13 protein-coding genes, 1 tRNA gene and 1 other RNA gene are annotated in these 16354 nt (G+C 70.8%); 9 read left to right on the top strand and 6 right to left on the bottom strand.

Annotated features, from left to right (window positions below; genetic code table 11):
- Positions 1 to 63: 63 nt before the first annotated feature.
- Positions 64 to 136: transfer RNA gene (locus tag ACLBXX_RS19295), tRNA-Val, on the top strand.
- 10 nt (positions 137 to 146) lie between these two features.
- Here the strand turns inward: ACLBXX_RS19295 and ACLBXX_RS19290 are convergent.
- A complete protein-coding gene (locus ACLBXX_RS19290) occupies positions 147 to 1691 on the bottom strand; it encodes an amino acid permease (RefSeq protein WP_447659357.1) in 1545 nt (514 codons plus the stop codon).
- A gap of 89 nt (positions 1692 to 1780) precedes the next feature.
- On the opposite strand from ACLBXX_RS19290, the gene ACLBXX_RS19285 reads away from it, so the two are divergent.
- The 3 genes from ACLBXX_RS19285 to rnpB all read left to right on the top strand — a co-directional run bounded on the left by ACLBXX_RS19285 (position 1781) and on the right by rnpB (position 4676).
- Positions 1781 to 2512: a zinc ribbon domain-containing protein gene (locus ACLBXX_RS19285; RefSeq protein WP_387137474.1), complete on the top strand. Its 732-nt coding sequence runs from the start codon at positions 1781 to 1783 to the stop codon at positions 2510 to 2512.
- 27 nt (positions 2513 to 2539) lie between these two features.
- Complete coding sequence (locus ACLBXX_RS19280) at positions 2540 to 4264, top strand: bifunctional 3'-5' exonuclease/DNA polymerase (RefSeq protein ID WP_447659356.1); 1725 nt, start codon at positions 2540 to 2542, stop codon at positions 4262 to 4264.
- 46 nt (positions 4265 to 4310) lie between these two features.
- Positions 4311 to 4676: RNase P RNA component class A (gene rnpB, locus ACLBXX_RS19275), an RNA gene on the top strand.
- A gap of 36 nt (positions 4677 to 4712) precedes the next feature.
- Here rnpB and ppgK read toward each other — a convergent pair.
- Positions 4713 to 5477 (bottom strand): polyphosphate--glucose phosphotransferase, encoded by a 765-nt coding sequence (ppgK, locus tag ACLBXX_RS19270; protein WP_387137480.1) that lies wholly within the window; start codon positions 5475 to 5477, stop codon positions 4713 to 4715.
- A 97-nt stretch (positions 5478 to 5574) separates the two neighbouring features.
- Here ppgK and ACLBXX_RS19265 point away from each other — a divergent pair, with 97 nt between their 5' ends.
- Genes ACLBXX_RS19265 through ACLBXX_RS19255 form a run of 3 tightly spaced genes read left to right on the top strand, consistent with a single transcriptional unit; the run spans position 5575 to position 10215 of the window.
- Positions 5575 to 5802, top strand: coding sequence for an SPOR domain-containing protein (locus tag ACLBXX_RS19265; protein ID WP_387137483.1), 228 nt, complete (start codon positions 5575 to 5577; stop codon positions 5800 to 5802).
- A 59-nt stretch (positions 5803 to 5861) separates the two neighbouring features.
- Entirely contained in the window at positions 5862 to 7199 is a 1338-nt protein-coding gene (gene glnA / locus ACLBXX_RS19260) for a type I glutamate--ammonia ligase (RefSeq protein WP_387137486.1), read from the top strand.
- A gap of 13 nt (positions 7200 to 7212) precedes the next feature.
- A complete protein-coding gene (locus tag ACLBXX_RS19255) occupies positions 7213 to 10215 on the top strand; it encodes a bifunctional [glutamine synthetase] adenylyltransferase/[glutamine synthetase]-adenylyl-L-tyrosine phosphorylase (protein ID WP_447659355.1) in 3003 nt (1000 codons plus the stop codon).
- Positions 10216 to 10240: 25 nt separating this feature from the next.
- On the opposite strand, the gene ACLBXX_RS19250 is transcribed toward ACLBXX_RS19255, so the two are convergent.
- Both ACLBXX_RS19250 and glnA (ACLBXX_RS19245) read right to left on the bottom strand, forming a co-directional pair.
- A complete protein-coding gene (locus tag ACLBXX_RS19250; RefSeq protein ID WP_447659354.1) occupies positions 10241 to 10978 on the bottom strand; it encodes a peptidase M23 in 738 nt (245 codons plus the stop codon).
- A 147-nt stretch (positions 10979 to 11125) separates the two neighbouring features.
- A complete protein-coding gene (gene glnA, locus ACLBXX_RS19245; protein WP_310290931.1) occupies positions 11126 to 12550 on the bottom strand; it encodes a type I glutamate--ammonia ligase in 1425 nt (474 codons plus the stop codon).
- Positions 12551 to 12682: 132 nt separating this feature from the next.
- Between glnA (ACLBXX_RS19245) and ACLBXX_RS19240 the strand changes: the two genes are divergently transcribed.
- Positions 12683 to 13075, top strand: coding sequence for an RDD family protein (locus ACLBXX_RS19240; protein ID WP_387137496.1), 393 nt, complete (start codon positions 12683 to 12685; stop codon positions 13073 to 13075).
- A gap of 54 nt (positions 13076 to 13129) precedes the next feature.
- On the opposite strand, the gene ACLBXX_RS19235 is transcribed toward ACLBXX_RS19240, so the two are convergent.
- Positions 13130 to 13840, bottom strand: a complete 711-nt coding sequence (locus ACLBXX_RS19235; RefSeq protein WP_056367342.1) for a DUF4191 family protein — start codon at positions 13838 to 13840, stop codon at positions 13130 to 13132.
- A 124-nt stretch (positions 13841 to 13964) separates the two neighbouring features.
- Between ACLBXX_RS19235 and ACLBXX_RS19230 the strand changes: the two genes are divergently transcribed.
- A complete protein-coding gene (locus tag ACLBXX_RS19230) occupies positions 13965 to 15278 on the top strand; it encodes a hypothetical protein (RefSeq protein ID WP_447659353.1) in 1314 nt (437 codons plus the stop codon).
- A gap of 19 nt (positions 15279 to 15297) precedes the next feature.
- On the opposite strand, the gene sucB is transcribed toward ACLBXX_RS19230, so the two are convergent.
- A partial coding sequence (gene sucB, locus ACLBXX_RS19225) for a 2-oxoglutarate dehydrogenase, E2 component, dihydrolipoamide succinyltransferase (RefSeq protein ID WP_447659352.1) occupies positions 15298 to 16354 on the bottom strand: 1057 nt, incomplete at its 5' end.

Raw genomic sequence — 16354 nt, 5'->3', positions numbered from 1 at the left:
CGCACCAACTGCCAGCCTAGCGAGTTCGAGACGGTCCGGACGCACCTCGTAGACTGGGCGCGAGGGCCTTTAGCTCAGCTGGTAGAGCGCCACGTTTACACCGTGGATGTCGTCGGTTCGATCCCGGCAGGGCCCACCGAAGTCCTTCAGCGCCGGTCCCCTCGCGGATCGGCGTCTTCGTCCGGACCGCCGTCGTCGCGCTGGTGCGAGACCACGTGCGGCAGCGCGAACTCCTCATACCCGGGCTGGCCGATCCTGGAGTGCCGGTGGGAGTAGGCGAAGTAGATGACGAAGCCGATGACGAGCCACACCAGGAATCGCAGCCACGTCTCGACGGTGAGGTTCAGCATCAGGTAGACGCAGATCGCCGCCGACAGCCCCGGAAGCCACGGGTTGAGCGGCACGCGGAAGCTGCGGTGCAGGTCAGGGCGCTTGCGCCGCAGGACGATGACGCCGATCGACACGAGCACGAACGCCGACAGGGTGCCGATGTTGACCATCTCCTCGAGCAGGCCGATCGGGGTGAAGCCCGCGACGACGGCGACGATGATCGTGACGAGGATCGAGATGACCCACGGCGTGCGGAACCGCGGGTGCACCTTCGCGAGCCGGACGGGCAGGAGCGCGTCGCGCGACATCGCGAAGATGATGCGCGTCGCCCCGATCAGCAGCGTGAGCACGACGGTCGTGAGACCGGCCACGGCGCCCGCCGAGATCAGCGTCGCCATCCACGTCGCGCCGTGGAACGCGAAGGCGTTGGCGAGAGCGGCCGCCGGGTCGAGGTCCTGGTAGGGGACCATCCCCGTCACCACGAGCGCGACGGCGCAGTACAGCAGCGTGCAGATCACCAGCGACGCGATGATGCCGATCGGCAGGTCGCGCTGCGGGCGCTTCGTCTCCTCTGCGGTGGTCGCGACGACATCGAACCCGATGTAGGCGAAGAACACGAGCGCGGCGCCGGCGAAGATGCCCCCGACACCGAACGCGGTGGGCTCGATGCCGGAGAAGAACTGCAGCAGCGGCTGGCTCAGTCCTGTCGCGCTCTCCCTCGGCGCGGGCGCCGGGACGAACGGCGACCAGTTCGCCGGGTTCACGAACAGGAGGCCCGCGACGATCACGAACAGCACGATGAAGAGCTTCACGGCGACGAGCACCATGTTGACGCGCAGCGACTCCTTGATCCCGAAGGTCATCAGGCCGCCGAGCACGAGGACCAGCAGGATCGCCATGAGGTCGACGGTGCCGCCGTAACCGATCTCGGCGGGGATCGGCATCCCGAGCTGCTCGAAGAGCGTGCCGAGATACGCGCTCCATCCCTGCGCGACAACGCTCGCGCCCAGGAACATCTCGAGGATGAGGTCCCACCCGATGATCCAGGCGAACAGCTCGCCGAGCGAGGAGTAGGAGAACGTGTAGGCGGAGCCCGACACGGGCACGGTCGACGCGAACTCGGCGTAGCAGAGCGCCGCGAGCGTGCAGGCGATCGCGGCCACCACGAAGCTGAGCACGATCGCGGGGCCCGCGACCTCGTGCGCGGCACGGCCGGTGAGGGTGAAGATGCCGGCGCCGATCACGACGCCGATGCCGAACACGGTGAGGTCGAGGGCCGTCAGGGACTTCTTGAGTCGGAATTCCGGTTCGTCGGTGTCGGCGATCGACTGCTCGACGGACTTGGTGCGGAGAACGCCCATGGTTCGCGCCTTTCGTCTTCGGAAGGGCCGGTCGTCGAATGCTAGTCTCCACCGCTCGCGCCGTCGATGCCCCACGGTAGGTTGGTGACGTGAACGCCAGCCCCGCAGACCAGCGCCGCCTCGTCGAGGTCGCCCAGCTCGACGCCCGCATCCGCCAGGCCGACAACGCACGCAAGAACCCGCCTCAGGCCGGTCGGGTCCAGGAGCTGCTGGGCCGGCGTCAGGAGCTCTCGCAGGAGCTCGGCACGCGTCTCGGCGCCCGTGACGATCTGCGCACGGAGCTGTCGCGCATCGAGTCCGATGTCGCCGTCGTCGACGCCCGCGCGGCTCGCGACGCGGACCGTCTCGCCGCCTCGACGAACTCGAAGGAGGCGCAGGGGCTCGAGAGCGAGCTGGCCGCCCTCGCCCGCCGCAAGAACGACCTCGAAGACGCGGAGCTCGCGGTGATGGAGCGGCTCGAGATCGCCGACGCCGCCGTCGCCGAGCAGGAATCCCTCATCGCGGCGACCAACGCCGAGGGTGCCGAGCTGAGCGCCGAAGGCAAGCGCGCCGTCGCTGAGGCGACCGCGGCCTTCGACGCCGCCACCCGCGACCGCGCCGCCGTCGCCGGCGGTGTCCCGGCCGACCTGCTCGCCCTGTACGACCGCCTCGCCGCCCGCAGTGCCGGTGCCGCGTTCCTGCGACGCCGCACGTGCGAGGGCTGCCACATGGTGCTCGCCGGCACCGACCTGCAGGTGCTGCGCCAGGCCGGCGAGAACGACGTCGTGATGTGCCCGGAGTGCGGCTGCATCCTCGTGCGCGACGACGAATCCGGGCTGTGACCGCACCAGACGTCTTCTGCGGTGGGCGTGTCTGACGCCCCGGGCTGGATCGTCCTCGGGCGGACCGAACGCGGTGCCGTCGTCATCCTGCTCGACGCGAACGCCGACGAGTCCGGGCGTGAGGAGGTCGACAGCGGCGCTCTGACGTCGTGGATCTCGGACGCCGAGATCCGCTGGGCACCCCGATGGGTCTGGCACGACACCCCGCAGTGGTACGCCGCATTGCTCGCTGACGGCGTCCGCGTGGCCCGGTGCCACGACCTGCGCCTGTGCCATGCGATCCTGCGCGACTCCGCGCTGGTCTCCGAGACCGCGCCGGTGAGGCGGTCGGAGGAGTGGGATGCCGCCCCGCATGTCGACGCCGAAGAGGCCGCGCCGACCCTGTTCGAGCTGGACGCCGTCGGGCGTCCCACCGGTCCGCCCGCGGACGCCGATGCGGCCCTGGCCGAGTTCGTGCGGCAGCGCGACGCGATCGCCGGCAGCGCTACGCCCGGCCGTCTGCGGCTGCTGACGGCGGCCGAGTCTGCGGGCGCGCTCGTGGCCGCCGAGATGCGCGCCGCGGGACTCCCATGGGACGCCGAGGCGCACGACCGCATCCTCGTCGAGACGCTCGGGGAGCGCCGCCCCGGCGGCGCGCAGCCCGCCAAGCTCGCCGCATCGGCGGAGCGCGTCCGCGCGGCGCTCGGCGACCCCGCGGCGAGCCTCGACTCGCAGCCGAAGCTGCTGCGGTCGCTGCACCGCGCCGGCGTGCTCGTCGATTCCACGAGCCGTTGGGAGCTCGCCGAGCAGCGGCATCCCGTCATCGAACCGCTCCTCGAGTACAAGAAGCTCTCGCGCCTGCTGTCGGCGAACGGATGGACGTGGCTGGCCGAGTGGGTCGCCGACGGCCGGTTCCGCCCGGTCTTCGTGCCGGGCGGCGTCGTCACCGGGCGCTGGGCGTCATCGGGCGGGGGAGCCCTGCAGCTGCCGCGCCAGTTGCGCGAGGCCGTGCGCGCCGACCCGGGCTGGCGGCTCGTCGTCGCCGACGTCGCACAGCTCGAGCCGCGCGTGCTCGCCGCGATGTCGGGCGACACCGCGCTCGCGGCTGCCGCACGCGGACGCGATCTCTACGCCGGGATCGTCGACAGCGGCGCGGTGGCGACCCGGCAGGAGGCGAAGATCGCGATCCTCGGCGCGATGTACGGCGCCACGACGGGGGAGTCCGGCCGGCTGGTCCCGCGCCTGCGGCGCGCCTATCCCCGCGCGATGGGCCTGGTCGACGACGCCGCGCGCACCGGCGAGGACGGCGGCATCGTCTCCACCTGGCTCGGCCGCACGTCGCCCGCGCCGTCACCGGAGTGGTCGGCCGCGCAGTCGCGCGCGACAGAGGCCGAGGCATCCGGAGCCGACGAGACCCGCGCTCGGCGCTGGGCGCGCGATCGGGGCCGCTTCACCCGCAACTTCGTCGTGCAGGGCACTGCCGCCGAATGGGCGCTCGCGTGGCTGGCCGACCTCCGCGGGCGTCTGGCCGCCCTCCCGCCGGTGCCTGCGGAGCGCGGCGCGCCGCGCTCCGGCCCTGCGTTCGCGCGACAGCCGCATCTCGCGTTCTTCCTCCACGACGAGGTGATCGTGCACACACCCGAGGAGCACGCGGATGCGGCGGCTCAGGCGGTGACGGAGGCCGCGACCACCGCGGGGCACCTGCTCTTCGGCGGCTTCCCGCTCGACTTCCGGCTCGACGTGCGGATCGCCGAGACCGCGCTCAAGGACTGACGCGGCACAGACCCCCGCCGGGCGGCGATAAACTTGCGGACGCGAATGGGTCGGCTGGACGGTCGCGTCGCGGACGGTTCGCCGTCGCGCCGAGGAACGTCCGGGCTCCACAGGGCAGGGCGGTGGGTAACACCCACCCGGAGCGATCCGCGAGACAGTGCCACAGAAAGCAGACCGCCCGGCTTCGGCCGGGTAAGGGTGAAAGGGTGGTGTAAGAGACCACCGGGGTCGTGGTGACACGACCCGCACGGTAAACCTCGCCCGGAGCAAGGCCACACAGGGGATGACGACGCGGCCCGCCGAGTCCCCGGGTAGGCCGCTGGAGCGGCACGGCAACGTGTCGCCGAGAGAGATGACCGTCCACGGGGCTCACGCCCCCGGACAGAACCCGGCGTACAGGCCGGCCCATTCGCCCTCTCCGCCGCCCGCGCTCGGTGGCGGCGCCGTGTCAGCCGCGCGCGAGCGCCGCGGCGCCGATGATCCCCGCGTTGTTGCGGTGCACCGCGGGCACGATCGGCGTCTTGATGTCGAGCAGGGGGAGGAAGTGGTCGGCGTGCTTCGAGACCCCGCCGCCCACGACGAACAGGTCCGGGCTGAAGAGGAACTCGATGTGGCTGTAGTACCACTGCAGCCGCTTGGCCCACTGCTCCCACGAGAGGTGGTGACGCTCCATCGCGGAGTACGCGGCGTAGGCCTCGGCATCCTTCCCGTGACGGGCACGCTGCACGTGACCGAGCTCCGAGTTCGGCACGAGCACGCCGTTGTACAGCAGCGCCGAGCCGATCCCGGTGCCGAGAGTGGTCAGGATCGTGAGCCCGGGCCGGTCCTTGGCGGCGCCGTAGCGGACCTCCGCGACCCCCGCGACATCCGCGTCGTTCGCGAAGTGGATGTCGCGACCCAGGCCGTCCTCGAAGAACTTCTCGGCCGCGAAGTCGATCCACTCGTCCGACACGTTCGCGGCCGACAGCGTGCGGCCGTTCTTGACGATCGCGGGGAATGCCACTCCGAGCGGAACCGACTGGTCGTCGGCGACACCCAGGGTCGACAGCACCTCCCGCACCGCGGCCAGCACGTCCGGCGGGTGCGCCCCGGCCGGCGTCGCGACCTTCACGCGATCGCTGACGAGTTCGCCCTTGTCGAGATCGACGATCCCCGCCTTGATTCCGGTGCCGCCGATGTCCACGCCGACGGCGCGTGCCGCGTCAGATGCCATGTCGACAGCCTATCGACGCCGACGCCGTCGCCGACGAGGCGGGCGTCAGTAGGATCGTGCTGAGGGCGACCAGCCCGCGATGCGAGGAGCGTGCACGATGACGAGCGGCAGCGACAAGTACTGGTACAACCTCAAGACCGGCGAGGTCGAGAAGGGTTTCGAATCGCCCGCCCCGGATCGCGCAGGCCCCTTCGACACTCCCGAGGAGGCCGCGAACGCTCCCGAGGTCATCAAGGAGCGCTCCCGCGCCTGGGCCTCGGAGGAGGCCCGCGAGGACTCCTGGGGCTCCGACACCGTGTCGGGCGAGGGCGGCGACGACCAGTAGTCTGGCTTTCACCGCGGTCGTAGAGACACCTCGGGCGATCCGGCACCGGAGAGGACGCGATGGACAAGCAGCGTGACTTCGTTCTGAGGACCATCGAAGAACGAGGCGTGAAGTTCGTACGGCTGTGGTTCACAGACGTGATCGGCACGCTGAAGTCCGTCGCCATCGCACCCGCCGAGGTCGAGGGCGCGTTCAGCGAAGGCCTCGGATTCGACGGCTCCGCGATCGAGGGCCTGACGCGCTCCTACGAGTCGGATCTGCTGGCGCACCCCGACCCGACCACGTTCCAGACCCTGCCCTGGCGCGGCGAGATCGACCCGACCGCGCGCATGTTCTGCGACATCACCACGCCCGACGGGCAGCCGGCCGTGGCCGACCCGCGCCACGTCCTCAAGCGGACGCTCGCGAAGGCCGCCGACGCGGGGTTCACGTTCTACACGCACCCCGAGATCGAGTTCTACCTGCTGAAGTCGTCGTCCTTCGGAACCGAAGGCCCCGAGCCGGTCGACTCGGCCGGCTACTTCGACAACGTCCCGGGCGGCACCGCGCACGACTTCCGCCGCCGTTCGGTCCGCATGCTCGAGGATCTCGGCATCTCGGTGGAGTTCAGCCACCACGAGGGCGGCCCCGGTCAGAACGAGATCGACCTCCGCTACGCGGACGCTCTCACCACGGCCGACAACATCATGACGTTCCGCACCGTCATCAAAGAGGTGGCGATCGAGCAGGGCGTCTACGCGACGTTCATGCCGAAGCCCATGACGGGCAAGCCGGGAAGCGGCATGCACACGCACATGTCGCTGTTCGAGGGCGACGTCAACGCGTTCTACGAGGAGGGCGCGCAGTACCAGCTCTCGAAGGTCGGCCGTCAGTTCATCGCCGGCCTGCTGCGCCACGCGAACGAGATCTCGGCCGTGACGAACCAGTTCGTCAACTCGTACAAGCGGCTCTGGGGCGGCGACGAGGCGCCCAGCTTCATCTGCTGGGGCCACAACAACCGCTCGGCGCTCGTACGTGTTCCGCTGTACAAGCCGAGCAAGGGTCAGTCGTCGCGCGTCGAGTACCGCGCACTCGACTCGGCCGCGAACCCGTACCTGGCGTACGCGCTCATGCTCGCCGCAGGCCTCAAGGGCATCGAGAACGAGTACGAGCTGCCGCCCGAGGCCGAGGACAACGTCTGGTCGCTGACGGATGCTGAGCGCCGGGCTCTCGGGTACGCCCCGCTGCCCGCGAGCCTCGACCACGCGCTGGAGTTCATGGAGGAGTCCGAGCTCGTCGCCGAGACGCTGGGGGAGCAGGTCTTCAACCACGTGCTGCTCAACAAGCGCCGCGAGTGGCAGGAGTACCGCTCCCAGGTCACGCCGTTCGAGCTCAAGAGCAACCTCGAGCTGCTCTGAGACCGGCTGACGCATGTCTGCGAGCGACCGGCCGAGTTCGCTGACCCCGCTCGCCCGCCTCGGCTTCAGCCGCCTCACCGACGCCGAGGCACTCCTCGACGAGCTCTCCGACCTCATCGACGCGCCGCGCGACGCGCTGCTCGACGGCGCCGTCGATGCGGCAGATCCCGACGAGGCGCTGCACGCTCTCGCGCGCCTCGCCCGCCGGGATTCCGCGCCCGTCCGCCGGGCGCAGGAACGGCCGACGGCGTGGCGCGCCCTGTGGGCGCTGCTGGGGGCGTCGACCGGCTTCGGCGAGTTCTTCTTCCGTCACCCCGCCGAAGTCGATCAGCTCGCGGACGCGGGGGAGCGCCTTCCCACCCCTGACGAGCTGCGCTCGGAGCTGCTGGCGTCCATCGGCGCCGTGGACGGGTTCGCCGCCGACGGCGGCGAGAGCGCGTGGGTCGCGCTGCGCGTGCGGTACCGCCGCATGCTCGCGCGCATCGCCGCGTACGACCTCCTGAGCCCGGCACCGGTCGATGAGGTCGCCGCCGTGTCGGCACGGCTCGCGGATGCCGCGGGCGCGGCGCTCGAAGCGTCACTCGCGGTCGCCCGCACCCGTGTCTCGGGCGGTGCGGTCGGAGCAGGACTGTTCCCCCGCGAGCAGGTGGCGCGCACGAAGCTCGCGATCATCGGCATGGGCAAGACCGGCGCTCGCGAGCTCAACTACGTCAGCGACGTGGACGTCATCTTCGTGGGAGGCGGCGACGACGACGCCGTCGAGCAGTTCGGCGAGAGCCGCATCGTCGACATCGCGACGCGGCTGGCCGTCCAGACGATGCGCGGCATCTCCGGCGTCGAGATCGAGCCTCCGCTGTGGGAGGTCGACGCCAACCTGCGCCCCGAGGGCAAGCAGGGCGCGCTGGTGCGCACTCTCGACTCCCACCTGGCGTATTACGACCGATGGGCGAAGAGCTGGGAGTTCCAGGCGCTGCTGAAAGCGCGGCCCATCGCGGGCGACGAGGGCCTCGCCCAGGCCTACATCGAAGCGGTGCAGCCGAAGGTGTGGACGAGCGCGGCGCGCGAGAACTTCGTCGACAGCGTGCAGCGCATGCGCGAGCGCGTCACCGAGCACATCCCGCCCGCCGACGTGCCGTACCAGCTCAAGCTCGGACCGGGCGGCATCCGCGACATCGAGTTCACCGTCCAGCTCCTCCAGCTGGTGCACGGCCTCTCAGACGACCGCATCCGCCAGCGCGGCACGCTCGAGGCACTGGATGCGCTGGTCGCCGAGGGGTACATCGGCCGTGCCGAGGCATCCGCCTTCTCGCGCGACTACCGCGTCCTGCGTCTCCTCGAGCACCGCGTGCAGCTGCGCCAGCTGCGTCGCACGCATCTCATGCCGTCGCGCCCGGAGGACCTGCGCGTCCTCGCGCGCGCGACGGGCCTCGCAGACACCGGCGAGGGGATCTGGGAGCTGTGGGAGTCGGTCAAGCGCGAGGTGCGCGACATCCATGTCCGGCTCTTCTACCGGCCGCTGCTCTCCGCGGTCGCCGCGCTCCCCGCCGATGAGCGGGTGCTGTCGACCGAGCAGGCGCACGACCGTCTCGCGGCCATCGGCTTCGCCGACCCGGCGGGGGCGCTGCGGCACATCGCCGCCCTCACCACCGGCCTGAGCCGCAAGGCGACGATCCAGCGCCACCTCATGCCCGTCATGATCCGCTGGTTCGCCGACGGCGTCGATCCGGACTACGGCCTCCTGGCCTTCCGCCGCCTCAGCGAGCGGCTCGGCGACACGCACTGGTTCCTGCGCATGCTGCGGGACTCCTCGGGGGCCGCCGAGAGCCTCTCCCGCGTGCTCTCGGGCTCCCGCTATGTCGGCGAGCTGATCGAGTGGATCCCCGAGTCCGCCGCGTGGCTCGACGACCCCGAGCTGCTGCGTCCGCGCTCCGGCACGGCGCTGCAGCAGGAGGCGAGGGCCATCCAGACTCGCCACAAGACGGTCATCGAGGCGATGCGCGCGGTGCGGGCGCTCCGACGGCGCGAGCAGCTGCGCATCGCCATGGGCGCGATCCTCGGCAGCGTCACGATAGAAGAGGTCGCGGACGCGCTCACGACGATCACCGAAGTCACGATCCAGGCGACGCTGCGGGCGGTGCGCCGCGAGGTCGTGCCTCCGGAGGACCAGGCGCTCGATTTCTCCGTCATCGCGATGGGGCGATTCGGCGGAGCGGAGCTCGGCTTCGGCTCGGACGCCGACGTGATGTACGTCTACCGCCCGAACGGCGTCGATCCGCAGCGGGCACACGAGCTCGCCCTCAAGCTCGTCGCCGCGCTGCGCACGCATTCCGAGGACCACCGCGTCCCGCTCGATCTCGACGCCGATCTGCGCCCGGAGGGCCGCAACGGCCCGCTCGCGCGCTCCCTCGAGGCGTACGAGGAGTACTACCGGCGATGGGCGCTCTCGTGGGAGGCGCAGGCGCTGCTGCGGGCACGCGGCGTGGCCGGCAGCGTCAAGCTCATCGGCGACTTCATGAAGCTCGCCGACCGCGTGCGCTATCCCGAGCGCGTCGATCTCGCCGCCACCCGCGAGATCAAGCGCATCAAGGCGCGCGTCGAGAGCGAACGCCTACCGCAGGGCGTCGACCCCTCACGTCACCTCAAGCTCGGCCCGGGCTCGCTCAGCGACGTCGAGTGGCTCGTCCAGCTCCTGCAGCTGCAGCACGCCCACGCCGTGCCCGAGATGCGCACGACGTCGACCCTCGGTGCGCTCCGCGCCGCCGAGGGCGCGGGGCTCATCCCAGCCAGCGCTGCGGACCGCCTGGCGGAGGCCTGGCGTCTCGCAAGCCGCCTCCGCTCGGCGAACACGCTCCTGTCGGGTCAGACGAGCGACGTGCTCCCCGTCGACCGCAAGAAGCTCGACGGGATCGGGCGACTGCTGGAGTACCCGCCCCGGTCCGCCACGCAGGTCGAGGAGGACTACCTGGGGACCACCCGCCGGGCGCGTCGCGTCTTCGAGAAGCTCTTCTACGGCTGATCCGGATGCTGCGGCCCGCGGCCGATCACGCGCCCGGGCAGTGCGGGATGCCGTCGATGCGGTCGCCCTCCAGCGGGTTCCCGGTGACGGCGCCCACCACGCGGACCGCGCGATCCCAGTAGCGGGCGTAGTGATTCGGGTCGGCGTTGATCTGGGTGCGGTGCGCGACGAGGGTCGGCTCCACCACCGCACGGTCGGGCACGCGCTCGGCCATGGCCCGGTAGAACACGGTCGCGGCCGTGTAGGGATCCAGGCGCGCTTCGCGCGTGCCCCAGGAGTCCTGCTGCTGGAAGAGGCCGATCGACGTGGTGCGGGAGCCGTCGGGGTTGGTCACACCGCTCGTCTCCCAGTCGCCGTAGTCGATGTTGCGCAGTGACGACTCGCCCATCGCGGTCATGACGGCGATGGTCTGGTCCCGCGCGTCGAATCCGAGGTCCCTGCCGGCGACCAGGATCGTGCAGGCGTTCGTGAGCTGCTCGAACCGGTACCCGGCGACCGCGGGCTCGATCATCGGCGGCGGCGCGGGCGCACGGTCGTCGGGGGCGAGTGCGATCTCGTCCGCCCATGACATCCGGAAGCTCCCGGCGAGGAACGCCGCTCCGCCCAGGAACGCGGCGAACAGGATCACCGGCACGGCGATCGCCAGCGCGACGCCGGTGCGCCGGCCGCGCCGACGGGCGTGTCGCTGCGGCCTGCGCCTGCGCGCCGCCGGCGACCGACGCGCACTGCGCCGTCGTGTCGTCGCGGTGGTGCGGCTGGGCATCGTCTTCGCCTTCTGTCGGTGCGAGCTTTCGGTCCGGGCGCGGAACGCTCGTTCAGCCTAGGCCGCACGCCGGGCCGCGGCATCCATCTCCCAGCGAACACAGAAGCGGGCCCCGGTCTCCCGGGGCCCGCCTGCGGTGCTGGAACGTCAGACGCCGAAGTACAGCTCGTACTCGAACGGGTGCGGACGCGCGTTGAGCGGCTGGATCTCGTTCTCGATCTTGTACTCGATCCACGTCTCGATCAACTCGGGCGTGAAGACGCCGCCCTTGAGCAGGAACTCGTGGTCGGCGCGGAGCGCGTCGAGCGAGTCGAGCAGCGAGTTCGGCACCTGGGGGATGTTCTTCGCCTCCTCGGGGGGAAGCTCGTACAGGTCCTTGTCGACGGGCTCGTGCGGCTCGATGCGGTTCTGGATGCCGTCGAGGCCGGCCATGAGCTGCGCGGCGAACGCGAGGTACGGGTTGCCCGAGGCGTCCGGTGCGCGGAACTCGATGCGCTTGGCCTTGGGGTTGGAGCCCGTGATCGGGATGCGGATGGCCGCCGAGCGGTTGCCGGCCGAGTACACCAGGTTGACCGGAGCCTCGTAGCCCTTGACGAGGCGCTTGTACGAGTTGAGCGTCGGGTTGGTGAACGCGAGCAGCGCCGGCGCGTGCGCCAGGATGCCGCCGATGTACCAGCGCGCGAGGTCGGAGAGCTGCGCGTAGCCCTTCTCGTCGTAGAAGAGGGGCTTGCCCTCGAGCCACAGCGACTGGTGCGTGTGCATGCCCGAGCCGTTGTCGCCGAAGAGCGGCTTGGGCATGAAGGTCGCGACCTTGCCCCACTCGTTCGCCACGTTCTTGACGATGTACTTGAACTTCAGGATGTCGTCGGCCGCGTGCACCATGGTGTCGAAGCGGTAGTTGATCTCCTGCTGGCCGCCGGTGCCGACCTCGTGGTGCGAGCGCTCCAGGAGCAGGCCCGACTCGATGAGGCGGAGGCTGATGTCGTCGCGGAGGTCGGCAGTCTTGTCGACGGGGGAGACCGGGAAGTAGCCGCCCTTGAAGGGGGTCTTGTTCGCGAGGTTGCCGCCCTCTTCGGCACGGCCGGTGTTCCAGGCGCCCTCTTCGGAGTCCACCGAGTAGAAGCTCGAGTTCTGCTTCACCTCGTAGCGGACGTCGTCGAAGATGTAGAACTCCGCCTCGGGCGCGAAGAACGCGGTGTCGGCGATGCCGGTCGAGGCGAGGTACTTCTCAGCCTTCTTGGCGACCTGGCGCGGGTCCTTCGAGTAGATCTCGCCGTTGCGCGGGTTGTAGATGTCGAAGACCATGATGAGGGTCTTCGCCTCGCGGAACGGGTCGAGGTACGCTGTCGACACGTCCGGGATCAGCTGCATGTCCGATTCGTGGATGTTCGCGAAGCCTCGGATGGAGGAGCCGTCGAACAGCTGGCCGACCGTGAAGAACTCTTCGTCGACGGTGGAGGCCGGGATGTTGAAGTGCTGCTGCACGCCAGGAAGATCCGTGAAACGGATGTCGAGGAACTTGACGTCCTCGTCCTTGATGAACTTCAGCACCTCGGATGAATCTTTGAACATGAAGACTCCAGAGGTAGGGCATTCGGATCCGCCCGTACGGGCCGGGCACTCTGGCAAGGTACCCGCAGGGCATTGCCCTCCAGTATCACTTGTGTTTCAGGGATGTTACGACGACCTGGGTACGCTGGGGAAGTGACGCAGAGCATCCAGGACTATCCCGGCGAACGCCTCGGGCTGCCCCGCGAGGGCACCGGATCCATCGGCCGTCTGGGTCGCCGCGTCGGCGCTCTCTGCCTCGATTACGGCGCCGCGTACCTCATCTCCGGCTTCTTCGGATGGGACCCGCTCGCGATCCTCGCGATCTTCGCCGCCATCCAGATCGTGTTCCTGCCGACGCTCCAAGGCAGCCCCGGCCACCGCATCTTCGGCCTGCGCCTGGTGCGCCTCGACGGCGCATGGGTGGGCCTGTGGCGTCCCGTCATCCGCACGGCGCTCCTGATCCTCGCAATCCCGGCGGTCATCTGGGACGCCGACCAGCGGGGGCTCCACGACAAGGCCGCGGGCACGGTGCTCATCCGCTCGTGAGACGGAAGAACCCGGCCCGGCATCTTCGCCGGACCGGGTTCACACGCGAGCGACTCAGCGCGGACGCGGCGCCCGCACCTTCGTGGGGTCGATGCCCTTCGGGATCGGCAGCGACGTCAGCGACTGCGAGACCGATTCGATGCGCTTGATGACCGCGGCCATCGTGGCCCGGTCGATCTTGGTGGGCAGCGACTTGATGGTCGGGGCGAGCTTCGAGATCGGGGTCTCTCCCTCGCCGTGACCGACGTAGAGCACCGTCACGGGAACGCCCGACGCGACGCGCTGGACCTTCGACCGCTCGTCGTTCACGAGGCGCGTGAGCCGGCCGCGGGCGCCTTCGCCCACGATCACGACGCCGCCGCGCCCGACGGCGCGGTAGACGGCTTCCTGCGTCTTGGGGTTGATGCCGACCGGCATCTCGCTGGCCTGCCACTTGCGGCCGAGCGAGGTCGACATGACGTGGCCCGTGGCTCCCGGCATCCCGTCGATCTTCTTGTACATCGCCTGGGTCGACAGCCGGGTCATCGTCATCATCGACGCGAGGACGCCGAGCATGAGGCCGGTGACGCCCCACAGGATGACGCTCCAGACGGCGACCGGCGGGATGAGGAACCCGATGCCCACACCCACGGCGATGCCGAGGAGGAGGATGCCGACCAGGAGGAACGGCAGCCAGCGGAACTCCTTCTGGGTGAAGGTGTAGAGGGTGCGGATCTGGGAGAAGAATCCCGGGCCCTTCTCGGGGGCGGAACTGCGCGCGGCCATAGCTTCCAGCCTACCTTTTCGCGGGCTCGTCCTCGGCTCCTCCACAGTCGGGCATGGGCGCCGTTCTTCCACAGACGACCGCCGACCGAGGCTGTCGCGTCACGCACCGCCGCACACTGGCGTCATGACGACCGTCGACGGCTCGCTCGGGAGCACCTATCGCGCCATCCGGGCGGTGCGGGCGCGGGAGGACGGCCCGTGGCCCGGAACCCTCGTCCGCACCGCCGGCGGCGACGCCTGCGTGCTGGTCGACTCCGACGTCCTCGGTCCGCACTGGCGGGGATGGGATGCCGCACCCGACGGTCACGTGCTGGCACCGGCCGACATCGTCCGACGCGTCGACGGCCACGACGCGGTCCTGCCGGTCTGCTCCGAACGCCTCGAGGACTTCGTCCGGCGCAGAGCCGCACGCATGCCACTCAGCCTGGGCGAGGCCGTCACGCTCGGCGTGAGCGTGCTGCGCGGCTGCTCCGAGGTCGCCGGCACCCCCGATCTCGAGGGCGACTGGTGGCTCGACGATGCCGGCAGGCCGGTGCTGGCGACGGATGCCTCGGCCCGGCGCGTGTTCGAGGCATCCGCCGCCGTCCTCGAGGGTGTGGGTGTCGACCCGCCCGCGCAGCGCACGTGGCAGACGGCGCTGCGAGCCGTCACCGCGGAGCGCATCTCGATCCATGAGCTGGAGGCCGCCGAGGAGGCGCTGTTCGCCCTGGCCGAGGCGGAGCCCCTCAGCACCGTCATCCTCAGTCCTCGCAGCGCGAGCGATGGCGTCGCCCGTGCGCACGAGGGCACGCGCCGGGCGGCGGACGCGCCGCACGAACCCGCGCCGCGGTCGATGTGGCAGACGCTCGTCGCCGGCGTGGACGACGAGCTCTCCGACACCGTGTCGCGGGCGACGACCGCGGTGTGGCGCCGGCTGCGACGCGCGGGCGACCCGCCGCGCACCGGCGCGAGACGTGCGCCGTGGGTGGTCGGAGGGGCCGTCGCGGTCGCCGTGCTGGCCGGCGGTGCGCTGTGGCCGACCGCGAGCGGCGTCGCGACCGATGCGCGACCGAGCGATTCGCCCACGGCGACGCCCGGGTCCGCGACATCCGTCCCGGCCGATGCCGACGCCTCCGCGACACCCCGCAGCGACTCTCCACCCGGTGAGCCCGCGGACCTCGCCCTCCTCACCGGCGGACTGCTCGACGCACGGATCGCGTGCGCCGGCGACGCCTCCTGCCTCGGGACCGTGGCGGTCGACGGGGCGCCCTTATCCGGCGGCGCCGTCGATCGCCCCGCGGCAGAGCGGACGGTCACGCTCCTCGACGACTTCGGCGACATCGCGGTCCTGCGGGTCGACGCGAACGACGGGTCCGCCCCCTCGCAGATGGTCGTGATCCTGCGCAGTGACGAGAAATGGCTGCTGCGCGACGTCTCCGACGTCGCGCAGCAGCCCTAGAAGCGGGGACCGCTCCGGATCAGATGCCGAGCTGGCCCTCGAACGCGGCGGCCTCCAGGCGCGTCTTCACGGCGCCGAGGAAGCGAGCGGCGTCCGCACCGTCGACCACGCGGTGGTCGTACGACAGCGCCAGGTAGACGTACGAGCGCACCGAGATCGCGTCCTTGCCGTCGACCGTCACGACGCCGGGGCGCTTCACGACCACGCCGGTGCCGAGGATCGCGGTCTGGGGCAGGAACACGACGGGGGTGTCGAACAGCGCGCCGCGCGAACCGGTGTTGGTCAGCGTGAACGTGCCGCCCGCGAGCTCGTCGGGCTTCAGCTTGTTGTCGCGGGTGCGCGCGGCGAGGTCGGCGATCTCGTGCGCGATCTGAGCGAGGTTCTTGCTCGCCGCGTCACGCAGCACAGGGGTGAGCAGGCCACGCTCGGTGTCGACGGCGATCGACAGGTTCTCGGTCGCCGGGTAGACGATCTGGTCGCCGTCCACCGTCGAGTTGACGACGGGGTACGCCTGGAGCGCCTCGGCGGCGGCCAGCGCGAAGAACGGCAGGAACGACAGCTTGTCGCCCGTCTTGGCCAGGAAGTCGTTCTTCACCTTGTCGCGGAACGTCGCGAGCTTCGTGACGTCGACCTCGACCACCGTCGTGAGCTGCGCCGTCGACTGCATCGACTCCACCGCACGCGAGGCCAGCACCTTGCGCAGGCGCGACATCGGCTGCGTCGTGCCGCGCAGCGGCGAGACCTCGAGCGGCGCGGGCGCGGCCGCCGCTGCGGCGGCAGGAGCGGCGGGAGCGGCTGCGGCCTCGGCGGCCTTGAGCACGTCCTCCTTGCGGATGCGGCCACCGACTCCGGTGCCCTTCACCGAGCCGAGGTCGACACCCTGCTGCTGAGCCAGGCGGCGCACGAGCGGGGTGACGTACGTGATCCCGTCCTCCTCGGCGACCACCGCCGGCGCAGCGGGCGCCGGTGCGGCGGCCGGGGCCGGCGCGGCAGCGGGGGCAGGCGCGGCAGCGGGGGCAGGAGCCTCGGCGGGAGCGGGCGCAGCGGCGGGAGCCGCGGGAGCGGGTGCCTCGGCG

The organism is Microbacterium sp. C23T, from assembly GCF_053345975.1.
The sequence above is the reverse complement of the archived record's forward strand: the minus strand, read 5'-3'. Positions and strand labels throughout refer to the sequence as shown.

Bases quoted from the DNA above. Each gene is read 5' to 3' on its own strand.
- ACLBXX_RS19290 (WP_447659357.1), bottom strand. From the start codon at position 1,691: ATGGGCGTTCTCCGCACCAAGTCCGTCGAGCAGTCGATCGCCGACACC.
- ppgK (WP_387137480.1), bottom strand. From the start codon at position 5,477: ATGGCATCTGACGCGGCACGCGCCGTCGGCGTGGACATCGGCGGCACC.
- ACLBXX_RS19265 (WP_387137483.1), top strand. From the start codon at position 5,575: ATGACGAGCGGCAGCGACAAGTACTGGTACAACCTCAAGACCGGCGAG.
- glnA (WP_387137486.1), top strand. From the start codon at position 5,862: ATGGACAAGCAGCGTGACTTCGTTCTGAGGACCATCGAAGAACGAGGC.
- ACLBXX_RS19255 (WP_447659355.1), top strand. From the start codon at position 7,213: ATGTCTGCGAGCGACCGGCCGAGTTCGCTGACCCCGCTCGCCCGCCTC.
- ACLBXX_RS19250 (WP_447659354.1), bottom strand. From the start codon at position 10,978: ATGCCCAGCCGCACCACCGCGACGACACGACGGCGCAGTGCGCGTCGG.
- glnA (WP_310290931.1), bottom strand. From the start codon at position 12,550: ATGTTCAAAGATTCATCCGAGGTGCTGAAGTTCATCAAGGACGAGGAC.
- ACLBXX_RS19235 (WP_056367342.1), bottom strand. From the start codon at position 13,840: ATGGCCGCGCGCAGTTCCGCCCCCGAGAAGGGCCCGGGATTCTTCTCC.
- ACLBXX_RS19230 (WP_447659353.1), top strand. From the start codon at position 13,965: ATGACGACCGTCGACGGCTCGCTCGGGAGCACCTATCGCGCCATCCGG.